The organism is Erwinia sp. E602 (assembly GCF_018141005.1).
Classification (GTDB): Bacteria; Pseudomonadota; Gammaproteobacteria; order Enterobacterales; family Enterobacteriaceae; genus Erwinia.
In genome coordinates, this window is record NZ_CP046582.1 from 596125 (window position 1) to 610040 (window position 13916).

General features: G+C 57.9%; 15 protein-coding genes. 8 read left to right on the forward strand and 7 right to left on the reverse strand.

Features of this window, described 5'->3' with window-relative positions; all coding sequences use genetic code 11:
• The first annotated feature begins 72 nt into the window (after positions 1 to 72).
• A complete protein-coding gene (locus GKQ23_RS04145) occupies positions 73 to 831 on the forward strand; it encodes a DeoR/GlpR family DNA-binding transcription regulator (protein ID WP_212409822.1) in 759 nt (252 codons plus the stop codon).
• Between the two features lie 99 nt (positions 832 to 930).
• On the opposite strand, the gene GKQ23_RS04150 is transcribed toward GKQ23_RS04145, so the two are convergent.
• The 3 genes from GKQ23_RS04150 to symE form a co-directional block, all read right to left on the reverse strand.
• Positions 931 to 1425, reverse strand: coding sequence for a DUF4411 family protein (locus tag GKQ23_RS04150; protein WP_212409823.1), 495 nt, complete (start codon positions 1423 to 1425; stop codon positions 931 to 933).
• Entirely contained in the window at positions 1422 to 2564 is a 1143-nt protein-coding gene (locus GKQ23_RS04155; RefSeq protein ID WP_212409824.1) for an XRE family transcriptional regulator, read from the reverse strand. Before GKQ23_RS04155 ends, GKQ23_RS04150 begins: the two co-directional genes overlap by 4 nt.
• A gap of 142 nt (positions 2565 to 2706) precedes the next feature.
• A complete protein-coding gene (gene symE, locus GKQ23_RS04160; protein WP_056231340.1) occupies positions 2707 to 3027 on the reverse strand; it encodes an endoribonuclease SymE in 321 nt (106 codons plus the stop codon).
• Positions 3028 to 3558: 531 nt separating this feature from the next.
• Here symE and tssD point away from each other — a divergent pair.
• The 4 genes from tssD to GKQ23_RS04180 all read left to right on the forward strand — a co-directional run bounded on the left by tssD (position 3559) and on the right by GKQ23_RS04180 (position 6365).
• Positions 3559 to 4056, forward strand: coding sequence for a type VI secretion system tube protein TssD (gene tssD / locus GKQ23_RS04165; protein WP_212409825.1), 498 nt, complete (start codon positions 3559 to 3561; stop codon positions 4054 to 4056).
• 17 nt (positions 4057 to 4073) lie between these two features.
• Positions 4074 to 4430, forward strand: a complete 357-nt coding sequence (locus GKQ23_RS04170) for a tlde1 domain-containing protein (RefSeq protein WP_212409826.1) — start codon at positions 4074 to 4076, stop codon at positions 4428 to 4430.
• On the forward strand, positions 4427 to 5011 hold the full coding sequence (locus tag GKQ23_RS04175; RefSeq protein ID WP_212409827.1) for a hypothetical protein: 585 nt from the start codon (positions 4427 to 4429) through the stop codon (positions 5009 to 5011). Before GKQ23_RS04170 ends, GKQ23_RS04175 begins: the two co-directional genes overlap by 4 nt.
• A gap of 484 nt (positions 5012 to 5495) precedes the next feature.
• Entirely contained in the window at positions 5496 to 6365 is an 870-nt protein-coding gene (locus GKQ23_RS04180; RefSeq protein WP_212409828.1) for a DMT family transporter, read from the forward strand.
• Positions 6366 to 6530: 165 nt separating this feature from the next.
• Here the strand turns inward: GKQ23_RS04180 and GKQ23_RS04185 are convergent, their stop codons facing one another.
• The gene (locus GKQ23_RS04185) at positions 6531 to 6953 is read right to left on the reverse strand and encodes a DUF4431 domain-containing protein (RefSeq protein WP_212409829.1); all 423 of its coding nucleotides are present in this window, start codon (positions 6951 to 6953) and stop codon (positions 6531 to 6533) included.
• Between the two features lie 55 nt (positions 6954 to 7008).
• Here GKQ23_RS04185 and GKQ23_RS04190 point away from each other — a divergent pair, with 55 nt between their 5' ends.
• Both GKQ23_RS04190 and GKQ23_RS04195 read left to right on the forward strand, forming a co-directional pair.
• The gene (locus GKQ23_RS04190; RefSeq protein ID WP_212409830.1) at positions 7009 to 7563 is read left to right on the forward strand and encodes a UPF0149 family protein; all 555 of its coding nucleotides are present in this window, start codon (positions 7009 to 7011) and stop codon (positions 7561 to 7563) included.
• A 185-nt stretch (positions 7564 to 7748) separates the two neighbouring features.
• Positions 7749 to 10478, forward strand: coding sequence for a UvrD-helicase domain-containing protein (locus GKQ23_RS04195; RefSeq protein ID WP_212409831.1), 2730 nt, complete (start codon positions 7749 to 7751; stop codon positions 10476 to 10478).
• A gap of 116 nt (positions 10479 to 10594) precedes the next feature.
• Here GKQ23_RS04195 and nlpA read toward each other — a convergent pair whose 3' ends face one another.
• Together nlpA and GKQ23_RS04205 are read right to left on the reverse strand one after the other, a co-directional pair.
• Positions 10595 to 11407 (reverse strand): lipoprotein NlpA, encoded by an 813-nt coding sequence (nlpA, locus tag GKQ23_RS04200; RefSeq protein WP_371820058.1) that lies wholly within the window; start codon positions 11405 to 11407, stop codon positions 10595 to 10597.
• 245 nt (positions 11408 to 11652) lie between these two features.
• Positions 11653 to 11907, reverse strand: coding sequence for a helix-turn-helix transcriptional regulator (locus tag GKQ23_RS04205; protein ID WP_056231357.1), 255 nt, complete (start codon positions 11905 to 11907; stop codon positions 11653 to 11655).
• Between the two features lie 120 nt (positions 11908 to 12027).
• On the opposite strand from GKQ23_RS04205, the gene GKQ23_RS04210 reads away from it, so the two are divergent.
• Positions 12028 to 12330 carry a helix-turn-helix transcriptional regulator gene (locus tag GKQ23_RS04210; protein ID WP_056231360.1) on the forward strand — a complete coding sequence of 101 codons (303 nt, stop codon included), beginning with the start codon at positions 12028 to 12030 and terminating at the stop codon, positions 12328 to 12330.
• Between the two features lie 129 nt (positions 12331 to 12459).
• Here the strand turns inward: GKQ23_RS04210 and ampH are convergent, their stop codons facing one another.
• Positions 12460 to 13632, reverse strand: coding sequence for a D-alanyl-D-alanine-carboxypeptidase/endopeptidase AmpH (ampH, locus tag GKQ23_RS04215; protein WP_212409832.1), 1173 nt, complete (start codon positions 13630 to 13632; stop codon positions 12460 to 12462).
• Between the last annotated feature and the right edge of the window lie 284 nt (positions 13633 to 13916).

A 13916-nucleotide genomic window follows, 5' to 3' on the forward strand; every position in this document is an offset into this window, starting at 1 on the left:
CAGAGAGAAGGCAGATGCAGTGGAGCAGCCGGGCGCGGGTACGGATCGGGGAAGCATGGCAGGCAGGTCTGTATGAGCACGCAGCAGCGTATTGAGCAGATCATGGCGGTGCTGAAAAGCCACAACCTGGTCACCGTTGAACAGCTGGTGGCGGCCACCCGCGCCTCCCCGGCAACGATCCGTCGCGATCTGATCAAGCTGGACGATCGCGGCGCGATCGTCCGCAGCCACGGCGGCGTGGCGCTGAAGCAGTTTGTTCCCCTGCAGCCGACCACGCCGGAGAAGCAGCAGCGCAATCTTAAGCAGAAGCAGACCATCGCCCGCGCTGCCGCCACGCTGGTGCAGCCGGGCGATGCCATAGTGCTGGACGCCGGCACCACCGCGCTGGAGCTGGCGCGCTGCCTGGTGCATCTGCCGCTGCGGGTGTTTACCGGCGATCTGCCTGTCGCGCTGTTCTTATCGGCGTTCCGCCAGATTGACGTGACGGTGATCGGCGGGCGCATCGACAGCAGCAGCCAGTCCTGCATCGGCGATCCCGGCCGCAGCCTGCTGCGCGGCATCCACCCGGACGTGGCCTTTATAAGCTGCAACGCGTGGAGCCTGGAACAGGGCGTGACCGCGCCAACGGAGGAGAAAGCGGCGATAAAGCAGGCGGCGATGGCTAACGCCGGAAAGAAGGTGCTGATCGCCGACAGCAGCAAGTACGGCCAGCACGCGCTGTTCGGCGTGGTGCCGCTGGCAGCGTTTACGCATATTGTCAGTGATACGGGGCTGGGGGAGGAGTATGCAGAGCAACTGAGGATGTCAGGGATGAGACTAATTCTGGAGTAACCCGTTATCTTCAACCTGCTAACGTTGATAGTTTCATTTTTTCGAGCGAGGTTTATACCCGGCCAGAACCACTGAAGATTGTCCAATTCCACTTCTTGATTAGCGGGATTCCAGCGCAAAGCGTGCATTTAACTGCCGTAAAAACTGGAAAGTGTTCATCCACGGAACCTCGATATTTTGGCAGATATTGGGGATGCGGATTTTGCGGGATGTGACAGGCAACAGCGACTCATGAGTAATGAGTGTCGCGCCAATGGCTTTACTTTTCGCAATGATCCACGGATCGGCTTTTGCCAGAAAATTATCACGCTCACGTGCGTTGTAATCGCCAGCCATAACATCAGACAGGATCTGCTGAAATATCTGCTGTGTTGCTTCGTCATCATTAGCAACAAAGTGCGCCGGGCGCTGTCTGGCCCACTGCGCCAGCTCGTCGTCACCGTCTCTCAACTCTCTGCCAATCATATCTACGCTTGCCACCGTGCCCAGCTCAAATTGCCAGTCGAGCCACTGCCAGTAGGCCGGGCAAATATCCATGCCGTAATAGAAGTTTTTGGCCTCAATGTAAGTATTGGCATCCAGAAGATATTTCATAGTCCCAGTTCTCCGGCAAATCGGGCAATCTTTCCAGGTTTAATCCCATCGAGCAGATCGCTCGCTTCACGTAACAGCAGCTGCCCGCTCAACGCCTGGCTCACCACCGCCCGGGAGAAAGAAGGGCTAATCTGCGCTTTTTTGGTCCGGTAATAGTTCGGGCCACCGGGCTCTTTTTCCCGGGCGGCATAAGCCGCCTGTAATGAGCGGATATAGTCATCGTGAGCCGTTTTGTCGATCAGGCCGAGCGTTAACGCCCGCCGGGTCAGTACCCAGCGGCTGACGTGGAAATGGCTCTCCAGCGGAGCGAGGTTGCTCTGCCAGTCGGGATAGTCCGTGCGCCAGTGGGCCATAAACTCGGCTGCGGGCACCAGGAACTCTGCCGCTACGTGGTTACACAGCGCTTCCTGTTGCAGATGAGCTGTAACACCCCCATCGGAGACGCCAGACAGTCCAATCCAGATATGGCAAAGCTCATGGATTAAGGTAAATAACCGCGCGCCGGGGGCGTCGGCATGATTCACGAAAATAATCGGCGCATAGTCATCGGCGATGGCAAAACCCCGGAACTCTTCCACGTTAAAGGGGCGGCTGTGGTGGCCGAGGCTGGCGGAGCGCATCACCAGCACGCCAGCCTGCTCAATTTTATTCACCAGCTCGCGATAATACTCTTCCCAGCTTCCGCGGGAGGGATGGGCGTCGACGTTAAGCGTCTGACGCATATCCCGGACGATAGCGTCTGCCGCATCGTGGCGTGAAAAGCGGCCGGAAAGCCGGCCAGGTGGTATCATCTGCTGCTGCAGATACTCTCTGTACCACTCCTGCCGCTGCAGCATAATTTTCAGCAGATCCAACAGCTCGGCGCTGGGGCGGCTAACGCCTTTGCCCTGCACCGTGCGCAGGTCCGGCACCGGTAGTTGTTCAACCGGCGGCAGGGCCAGGAACAGATAACCAAACGGGATATGGGCCTTGTGCGCAAAGGTCATCGCCTGGTTGAAGGTGATACTGTGGCTTCCGGCTTCCCACTCTCTCAGCCGCTGCTCATCAACGCCGCACAGCCGGGCAAATCGTTCCACGGCAATACCTGAACGCTCGCGCGCCCAGGTCAGCATTGCCGGATTGATATGTGCCTTGCTCACGCAGTGTAATCCCGTTCAGTTTCGTCTGGCTGGTAGTATGTGGGCTGCCTGCTTAGCATTCAATAGCTGAACAATTAATCAGCAGGTATGCTGGTTTTCACGGCTGTTTCCGGGGGTGGTGCGGTTGAACGGTGGCTGCCAGTTACTTACCTGCCATCGCACCTATAAACGCCTCTACCTGCTGCTGTTTACGCCCGGAAAATTTGCATACCTTACGCAGTGATTTCATCAGCTGGGGCTCCGGTTCCCGCGCGGTGATCACCAGACAGCCGGCCATCACCCGCACATCCACTTCGGTACCGGTGGTAAAACCTGCCGCCTCCAGCCACTTGCCCTTCATGTTTAGCGCCGCAACGTGCTGATAATCCGGAAGCGTGCTCGCATATCCCACCGTTAAATGCCGAATCGATGAAACGGCAACTTCTGATCTGTCTTCTGCTGCATTACACTCCTGCTTAGCCATGATCACTACTCCGTATAGTTTTTGTGGTTAGCGGGGCGAATGTGGTGAGACACATTCGCCCCGCGTCTGAGTACCCGGTAATTATATTCCTCATGCCTTGCTAAATCCTGATTAATTTAATTTAAATTCAATATGTGCAGTGTGGCTCGAATAAAAATGTAATAGCTACATTCCGGAGTGCAAGGGCGGTTTTTAGGGTGCCAGCTTATCAACCAACCTGCACGGCAGGGCTGGTGTACCAGTCTTGAAGACGTTCAGCGGAGTATCAGATAATCGGCAATGTCTGGCCGTGTATAATCGGTAATGAGCATGGCGATTTAATTTACAACCACTGCATTTAAGCCGCTCAGTAAGATTCTGCTTTCTCTCATGACTCAAGTCTGTTTTTGCTTTTTTTCTGTCTTGCTTGCTTCATATCATATGAAAATTGATTTTCGATTTACTTTTCTTCAATGCCACGTAAAGACAAAATCCGTAGCGCACATTCTGAGTAGATTAGAATCTTCTTTGAACTCATCACAGGATTTGACCATGGCAATACCCGTTTATCTATGGCTCTATGACGATGCCGGGAACCTCATTAAAGGAAGTGTCGATGTTCAGGATCGTGAAAGCAGCATCGAAATCATATGCTTAAATCACTGCATTGAAACTCCGACAGACAATGCCAACGGAAAAGTTACAGGAACGCGTATTCATTCAGCATTTTGTGTTGATAAGGAGGTTGACTCGTCAAGCCCGTATTTATATCAGGCGTTAACGACGGGGAAAACCCTCAGGCTTGCTGAGCTAAGGTTCTACAATATAAATGATGCTGGTATGGAAGAGCATTACTTTTCCATTGTTATGGAGAATGTAAAAGTAGAAGCCATCTCCTCACTAATGTATGACATCAAGAGTGACTATGGTGAAAAATGTAATCATCTTGAGTGTATTGAATTGAAGTATGAAAAAATCAAGTGGCATTACCTGAAAGGTAATATCGTTCATTCGGATAGCTGGAATGAGCGTAACACCGTTGCTATCTGATACCAGGAGACAGATTTATGTGGGTTTACAGCCAAAGCACCGGTGAGCTTTCCTATAACGGACGGCATGTTGAGACAGGATATTCTGGAAGGATGACGAATAAAAACAATCCTTCTCGTCAGCAGGTAAAGGGGTTAGGGCCAATTCCGCAGGGAACCTACAGGATAGGGATTCATACCCGTTCTAAAGGACCGCTCACCATTATTTTAACGCAAGTTTCAGGAGAAAGTTTTGGTCGGAGTGAATTCAGAATACACGGTGAGCGTGTCAAGGGGCCTTCTGGTTGGGCTTCTGAAGGGTGTATCGTTATGGGACTGGGTACCCGGAGAGAAGTTGTTAACTCTGCTGATAAAGTTTTGGTGGTAGTGCCATGAAATTATTAGCTATCTTTGCATTACTGGTTCCAGTGTTTGCGAGTGCTTTGCAGCCTAAGGAGTTACTAACGGTAGACAGTCATAAAAAACATCTGCTTTTGACAGACACAGCCAACGTTGATGAACTTATTAATGGCGTTAAGTCATCACAGCCGGCATGGCTGGAGGTGGTTCCGGGTATTATCGACAGTATTCCCCAATCACAATATATACCGCTAATGAATGCGCTGGCTGCATCACTGATCCGCTCGGCTCCCGCAACGTTGAAGGTACTTGCGCAGGTTGATAAGCTGATCGCCAGAGAAGAACAATCGACGGAACGCGACAGATTCGGTTCCTATATCATTTGCGTATATACGCCTGATCCGAAAATTTATAATAAGCAGTCGGTTATTGAATACTTCGCACGGGCTCAAAGGGTGCTTCCTCAAGCGGGTAAGGCGGGGAGATCATGTCTGGAACTCATGGGTGAAGCTATTGCTGAGATGAAGCGCGATAATCAGAGAAAACCGTATAAGTGGGGTGATAAGGATTATTTTAAAAGCTATTACCCGTTAAATGTACCCACAGAAACACCTTGATTGCGGGCTTTTCTTGTATCTCAGGGTTCAATACTAAACCAGCAGGCTCATCGGCAGGAAGTGAAATCAACACTATGGGTCCTGCTTGCAAATTATGCTGTTCCCGGCTCGGGCTGATCAATCTGCATACCCCACCGCTTAATGCCGAATCGTGCAATGACCGCACAGGGCATTCCCCAGCGGTTGTTTACGCTCAATTCACATGCTAAGTTAATTCCCAATCAAATCAAACCGACAAAACAGTGATGACCCTCTCAACCCCACGACCACAGCCCGTTTCTGCCCGCACCGCGCCTGCGGCGGCTGTCGCTGTGGCATGGCGTCATCACCTTTACTCCGTTACCTGTCCGCCACCTCGCGTTGTTGCTGTTGTTGTTGCCGGGGTATAAGCGCCCCGAACGCTAACGGCCAGTTCACGCCCTGCACCTGTCTGCCGCCGGCTGACTGCGCCAACGACTACAAAACCAGGTAACCGGAGTTTTTCATGCGTTTTAATACTTCCCACCTCGCATCTCAGGGTGCGACCGCAGGCTTTGTGCTGCTGTGGGGCAGCGCCGCGATTTTTACCCGCCTCGGGCTCGATCACGCCTCGCCGATGGCGCTGCTGATCTGCCGTTTTGCCATTGCGCTACTGGCGTTGCTGGCGATTGGCCTGCTGCGCCGTCGCCTGCTGCCGCAGCGCGGTAGCGCCCGCCAGGTGGCGCTGACCGGGCTGATGATCATCGGCGGTTATGCGATTTGTTATTTTGAGGCGATGGATCGCGGGGTAACGCCGGGGCTGATCGCCACCATTATGGGCATCCAGCCGATCCTGACGCTGGCGCTGGTCGAGCGGCGGATGCAGGGGCTGCGGCTGCTCGGGCTGCTGGTGGCGCTGTCCGGGCTGGTGCTGCTGGTGTGGCGTAGCCTGGCCGCTTCGCACCTCGCGCTTTCCGGCATTTTGTTTGCGCTGGCGGCGCTGCTGCTGATGACCTTCGGTTCGATTATGCAAAAGCAGATCCGCCAGCCGCCCGCCGACGTGCTGCCGCTGCAGTACGCCGTCAGCCTGCTGCTCTGCGTGCTGCTGGTGCCCGTCGGCGGCTTTCACACCGACCTGAGCGGGCAGTTTATCGTCGCGGTGCTGTTCCTCGGCGTGCTGATCTCGGTGGTGGCGCAGCTGCTGCTGTACCGGCTGCTCAACGCCGGCAGTATCGTTAACGTCACCAGCCTGTTCTACCTGGTGCCGGTGATCACCGCGCTGCTCGACTATCTGCTGCTCGGCAACGCGCTGCCGTGGTCCGGTATCGCCGGGATGGCGGCGATTATCGGCGGTATTATGCTGGTGTTTCGTGCGCCTCGGGTGGCGAGAAGGTAAGTTGCACGTTCGTCAGCCGATAAGGAAAACGCCTGGCCGGGATGGCCGGGCGTTTTTTTGGCTGCGCAGCGCATCCGGGTGAATGCACCTGAAATAATGCATTAACGCTGTTATGCCTTTTTTAAGGGGCATAAGAACCGGGCACATGCCGCGCCCGGCACTGCTTTACTCAGGCTCGGCCGCCAGCGTCCCCACCCCAATCATCATCGGCGTATGGTGGTGCCCGGTCTCGGCATACAGCAGCGTGCCGCTGACGCGCACGTGCTGGTCAATCAGGTTACGGTGCGTCTTATACATCGCCGGATCTACCGTCAGTTGCAGCAGCTTCTCATCCCCCCAGTCCGGTGCATCGTTAGCACAGACCGGCTTATCGCTCTTTAGCGCCCAGTAGGTCTCCGGTTCGTCGCCCTGTTCCACGCTCTCGTAGTTTGGCGGGCCGGGCCAGGTGATGCGCAGCAGGGTGCCGGTCAGGCTGATATCGCTGCCTTCGCTGTAGCAGTCCGGCCAGGGGGTGATAATCCGGCTGTAACCGCACAACATGCGGCAAAGGTAGCTTTTTGCCGCCGCGACCGGGAGAATACCCGCCATTGCACTGTTATCCCGCCGGCGCCGCCGCGGGCAACCGAACGCTGAGGAGAGAATAATGACCCAGGGCCCACTGAGCGCTGAACAACTGGAATGGCTGGACGATGTGCTGGCTGAATACGGCAACGATGATTCGGTACTGGACGCCTCCGAGCTGGACGGCCTGCTGACCGCCGTTGTCACCCCACCGCAGCCGGTAGCGGTGGAGCTGTGGCTGCCGACGATCTGGGGCGGCGACTTCCCGGACTGGGAGTCAGAAGAGCAGTTCCAGACCTTTATGAACCTGGTGGCGCAGCAGACCAACGATATCGTCGATCGCCTGCGCGACTACCCGGATCAGTTCGATCCGCTGTTCGGCACCAATGAGATGGAAGGCCAGGAGTTCACCGTGGTGGAAGACTGGTGCGTCGGCTATATGAAGGGCGTGGCGCTCGGCGACTGGTCGACGCTGCCGGAGGCGATGAAGCCGGCGCTGGCAACCATCGCGCTGCACGGCCAGCCGGAGCAGAACGCCGCGCAGCTGGAGACGCTGACGGCCGAAGACTACGAAGAGAGCGTGGCGGCAATCCGCGCCGCGGCGCTGAAGCTGGCGGAGAAGTGGCAGGTGCACTAAGCCGCCCGGCCATCGCCCGTCGTTCACCGCCCCCGCCAGCCCGTCTGCCGGGGGCGGTGGCGTTTTTAGCAGACAGAAAAGGCTAAGCGGCGTAATACATTAGAAAAATCTTAGGGATACATAGCCAGCCGTCGGCGATAGGGATAATCTTATGTGAAGCTGATGATAACCCTAAGTAAACGCCTATGCTTTCCCGCAGTAAAACCTGGAAACCGGGGCTCTGGGCCCGGCTGTTTTTACCTTCACCGTGGAAACTCACCCTCGACCCTAAGCTGCCGGACTTGCTGCTAACGCAGGGGGAGCCGCGCCGGCTGCCCTGTCTGGAGATTCAGGCGGTAACAACGGTGCAGGGGCTGCTGTGGCATACGCTGGAGATCCGCTCCGCCGGGCGCACCGATCGGCTGGCCGGGCTCTCCGCCGCGAAGGTCGCGCTGCTGCAGCAGGCGGTGCTCAACGCCGTTAACGGCCAGCTGGCGGTGGCGCTCGCGCAGGATATCGACAATCTTTCACAGGTAGATGCCACGCTGCAGGCGCTGACCGCGCAGCAGTCACGCTATCTGGCGAATGCCGACGTGTCGCAGGCGCTCTCCCGCCTGCCGGGTACGGTGGCGCGGGCGCTGGCGCATCCGCTGCTGGATCAGCGGCGCATTCCGGAGGCACTGCGGCTGCGTTTCCCGCGCTCGTTCGAACTGATCACCAATCCCAATCTGCGTCACCGTTATAACGAGCAGTTTGTGCCGCTGGAGATGCAGCGTTATCGCGCCTTCTTTGACCGGCTGGCGGGCCACTCGCTCACCGACGAGCAGCGCGAGGCCTGTATCCGCCTGGAGGATAACAATCTGCTGGTGGCCTCGGCAGGGTCGGGCAAGACCGCGACCATGGTCGGCAAGGTGGCCTACGTGCTGGAAAAAGGGCTTTACCGGCCGGAGGAGATCCTGATCCTCGCCTATAACAGCGATGCCGCCCGTGAGCTGCGCGAGCGGCTGGCGCAGCAGCTGCGGTTGCAGGAGGGCGAAGCGGGCTGCCAGGTCGCCACTTTCCACGCGCTGGGCCGTACGATCATTGAGAATGTGACCGGTAAGCCGCCGCAGCTGGCTAACTGGGCGGAAAACCCGGGCGGCGAGGCGCAGGTGATTAGCGGCATTATCCGCCAGCTGAGCGCGGACAACGCCCGCTTTGCCGATATCTGGCAGCAGCTGCTGACGCTCTATCCGCAGGCGGATCGCCCGGTCAGCACTTTTGGCAGCCTGGAGGAGTACCAGCGTTATATCTCGGACCGCCGCAGCGGTGGCGATCGCCAGGTCAGTACGCTCTCCGGCCTCACCGTGCGTTCATTCCAGGAGCGCAGCATCGTTAACTGGCTGTGGATCAATCGCATCACCTTCGACTACGAACGCCAGTTGCAGGTGGCCGACGCCGACGGGCAGCCACGCTTTATCCATCCCGACTTCCATTACCCGCAGGTGGGGCTGTGGCATGAACACTATGCGCTGGATAAAAACGGCAAGGCACCGCCGGCCTTTGTTGACTACCTGAAGCACGCCAACCTGAAACGCGAAGCCTTTAAGCAGGCCGGCATCCCCTGTATTGAAACCACCAGCGCGATGGCGGAGAACGGTACGCTGCTGCCGCATCTGGAAGCGCTGCTGCGGGCGCTGGGCATCATGCCCGACCCACGGCCGCCGGAGGAGCGGGATGCGGCGATCCGCGACAAGGATATCCACCGCTTCCATCATCTGGTCTCGGTGTGCATCCGCCATATCCGCTCCGGCAATCTGACGCGTGAAATGCTGCTGAAGCGGGCAGAGTCGTTGCAGGATAAAACGCGCGCCCGACTGTTCGCCGAGGCGGTCTGGCTGATTACCGAAGCCTGGACGGCGAAGCTGAACCAGCAGCAGCATATCGATTTTGACTCGATGATCGGTGATGCCGTGACGCTGCTGGAGACCGGGCGCTGGCAGAGCCCCTGGGCGCTGATCCTGGTGGATGAGTTTCAGGATATCTCAGAGCCGCGCGCCCGGCTGATCAAGGCGCTGAAGTATCAGAAGCCTTACAGCAAGGTGTTCGCGGTGGGCGACGACTGGCAGTCGATCTACCGCTTTGCCGGGTCGGATATCACCATCTTCACCGAATTTGAGGCCGATTTTGGCAGCAGCTGGCTGGGCAGGCTGCAGCAGTCCTACCGCTGTAACCAGGTGATTACTGACGCGGCGGCGGCCTTTGTGCAGCGTAATCCGGCGCAGATAGGCAAGCAGGTGCGTTCAGCGCGGCCGGGGATTGCCCGTTCGCTGCGGGTGATACCGCTGGATATTCAGTGGGGCGACAGCACGCTGAAGGATGCCTGTCTGGCGCTGCTGCAGCGGCTCAACGCCTTTGCGGCCAGCATCGCCGGTAAGTGGCAGACGGCGGAGAAACGCCAGCTGCAGGTGCTGATCCTGTCGCGCTATAACCGGGTCAATCCGTGGAAAGGGGAGCCGCCGTCGTTCAGCCATCTGGCGCTGCGCAGCATGACTTTCCATCGCGCCAAGGGGCTGGAGGCGGATTACAGCGTGCTGCTGGACGTCAGCGAAGGGGATTACGGCGTGCCGAGCCGCATCGAGGACGATGAGCTGCTTAACCTGGTGATCCCGCAGCCGGAAACCTTCGCCTATGCCGAGGAGCGGCGGCTGTTCTACGTGGCGCTGACCCGCGCCAGCCGTGGCGTCTGGCTGCTGGCAGATCAGAAAAAACCGTCGGTGTATCTGCAGGAGCTGCGCGAGATTGCCGGTGAGGATCTGCATGTGGAGAGCGTTGAGGGGCAGCCGGTGGCTGGCTGTAAGCGCTGCGGGCAGGGCTTTATGGTGCCTAAAACGCGGCGGGATGGCGGCAGCTTCACCGCCTGCAGCCGTTACCCCGAGTGTAAGGGCAGCAGCTGACGGGCAAGGGCGGTAGCGGATACTCGCTCCAGCCGCGGGCATCCGACGTTAAATGGCCCGGCAGCGCCCGCCAGAAGCGGGCGTTTCAGGCGTGGATGTCGCATCGGGCGGAGTATTTACCAGCCCGGCACCGCACCGCCGTTAAAGATCTTCTCTGCCGCCGCCGCCACTTCCGGCGACTGGTAGGATTTTATAAAGTCGCGCACGTTGGCGGCGTCCTTATTGTCTTCACGGGTGACGATGATATTGACGTACGGCGACTCTTTATCTTCGATAAACACGTTGTCGCGCACCGGGTTAAGGCCGGTCTGCTGCAGGTAGGTGGTGCTGATAATCGCCACGGTCACCTGTTTGTCATCCAGCACGCGCGGCAGCTGTGCCCCTTCGATCTCCATAATCTTCAGGTGCAGCGGGTTGCTGGTGATATCCACCGCGGTCGGCAGCAGCCCGGTGTCGGCTTTCAGGGTAATCAGCTTCTCTTTCTGCAGCAGCAGCAGCGCGCGGCCAAGGTTGGTCGGATCGTTGGGCATGGCGATGGTGTCGCCGTCCTTCAGCTCGCTGACCTGCTTAATTTTCTTCGAGTAGCCGGCCATCGGGAAGACGAAGGTGTTGCCCACCGCCACCAGCGTGGAGCCTTTGGCTTTGTTATCCTGCTCGAGGAACGGGCGGTGCTGGAATACGTTGGCATCGAGATCGCCGCTGGCGGTCGGGTCGTTAGGCAGCAGCGATCCGCTAAAGCCGACCAGCTCGACCTCCAGGCCGTACTTCTCTTTGGCCACCTGCTTCGCCACCCCGGCAACGTCCTGTTCGGCACCGTTAATTACGCCGACCTTGATGTGGTGAGTATCCTGTTTTTTGTTATCGCAGCCTGCCAGCAGCAGGCCCAGCGCCAGCGCACCGGCAACGAGGGGGAGAGTGGAGTATTTCACGGGTTAATCCTTTCATTCAGAAGCAGAAAACGCATCACTATCCGCGAAAGGCAGGCGGAGTCAATCGTGCAGGCTTATGATAAAAAGGAACAAGATATAATCAGGTTGCATGACCTGTCGCGCAGGTCACTTACCTGAAGAAAGCCGGGTTCTCAGAGTAAGCCAGTTGCCCGATCAAAAAAGAGTAAAACCTGTGGCCCAATCGGATGGAGTCGGCTCCCATCCTGAACAGCCACCCGGCCATATTAATCAGGCTTCTGCTGATACCACGCCACCACCAGCACGGCCAGCTCATCTTCCAGCGTGTAGAAAAAGCACGACGGCACGCCGAGTATCTTTGCCAGCCTGCAGACCAGCTCGAAATCGGGCACGTGAATACCGCGCTCGTACTGGTTCATCCGGGCGCTGGCGGTGGCTTCGTCGATACCGGCCAGGATCCCCAGTTTTTGTTGTGAAATCCCTTTTTGCAGACGGGCTTCTTTCAGACGGTGTGGCAGCATGTCGATCCTGACTTCTGAACAATTAACAGGATTCTCTAAGCTGCTCATGTAAATTGTACTAAGTAATACTTAGTGATAAGTTTGAAGGAGATGAGGTGCCAAACACAAGGAGAGGACGTTATGAAGATGAAAAGTGATATGCATCCGGCTGACATCGTTGCGGCGATTAAGAAACGCAAAAGCTCGCTGGCGGCGCTGTCCCGCCAGGCCGGGCTGAGTTCCGGCACCCTGGCCAATGCGCTGAAAAAGCCGTGGCCGAAGGGTGAGTTTATTATCGCCCGCGCGCTGGGGGTACACCCGTCGGTGATCTGGCCCAGCCGTTATTTCGATCAGCGCGGGCGGCTGCTGGCGCGGGAACGGCTGATGCGCAGCCCGCGGCTGTGCGTTGTGGCACCGCACCCGGCGGGCAGCAAAACGGGCTAACCCCGGTTTGCCGCCGCGTCCGGCCTGCGCGCATGCCCGCCTGAAACCGGCTGACTCCGGTATCACTGCCCGTTAATGCGCGTTGCCCGCCTCAAACCGGTCTGCAACGGCGACGCCAGCGGGGCAGGGTCAGTCTGCCATAATGCTGGCGGCCAGCTTCGCGCTGTCGGAGGTGTTACCAATCAGCTCGGTGAGCAGGTTGTGTACGCCGTCGCTCATCGGCGTGAAGCGGGTTTCATTAGAGCGCGCGACCACCACAAACACGCCGACGCTGTACTGCGGCACCATCGCCATATAGGTGATAAAGCCGCCGCCGCCGCCGGTTTTCTCGATGATGCCGGGGCGACCGTCGCGCGGTGCCATATAGACCCAGCCCATGCCCAGCGCATCGGCGCGGCCCGGCACGTCCATGCCTACCACCTGGCTGAGCTGGCTGCGCTGGTAAATCATGGTCTGCAGGCGGTCGACCTGCGCGCTGCGCGCCTGCACGTCGGAAGAGAGGAACTGCTGCATCCAGCGGCCCATATCGTCCGGCGTCGAGTAGACGCCGCCGCTGCCGATCGCCGCCAGCGAGTTATTGCACGGGCTCGGGCTTTTCGCCGGGATCATCAGGCGTCGGCACTGGTCCGGCGACGGCGTAAAGGTGGTGTCTTTCATCCCCAGCGGGCGGGTGATTTTTTCCTGGAACAGCGCCGGGTAGGGCTTGCCTGCGGCGCGGGAAAGCGCATCCCCCAGCAGGTCGAAGGCGACGTTGGAGTAGCTGGCGCGTTCGCCCGGCGTCCAGGTCAGCTTCGCGGTGCTCAGCCAGTTCCAGCGCTGGTTGTAGGTCGGCCAGGTGAAGACGGCGCGGTTGGCTTTGCCGCCGGGCTGCTCGCGCGGCAGGCCGCTGGTGTAGGTGGCCAGGTTGATCAACCGGATCGGCTGGCCGTTAAACACCGGCACCCGGCTGCCGGGCGGGGCGTATTTGCTCAGCGGATCGTCAAGTTTGAGCTTGTTCTCCTCTGCCAGCTTAACCATCAGTTCGCTGGTCATCAGCTTGGTCAGCGAGGCGATGCGCACCACCGAATCCTTCTGCGGCCGCTGCGGGCTGCCGGGGCGTACCGCGCCGCGGCTGGCAAACACCCGCTGATTGGCATCAATCGCCACGATCGCCATCCCGCTGGCCTTGGTGTTATAGAAGATATTATCGGCGTAACGGTCAACCACCTTTGACGCCAGCAGCGGGTCGGGGGCGGTACGGGCGGACGCGTGCAGTGGCAGGGTTACGGCGGTGAGCAGCACGGCGGGCAGTAGGTGTTTCAACGGGGGAGCATCCCTGTCAGTGAGTGATGACTTGGCAGTGTAAATTCTTTGTTTTTAACTGCAAGCGTTTCGTGAAACCCCGGCAGCGGATGAGGACAACGCGTTCCGGAAACGAGCGTATCATCCGCGTCAGCCGTTTAATAATATCGGGGTGTAATAGGCCTTTTTTAATAAGAAAACAGGTATCAGTCAAAATAGAAAATCTCGTATCATCATATTTTTACTAAATAAATTTCTTTGAGATGAAGTTTAATCCCGGACAGGCTAAAGCTAAGGAGGTATTT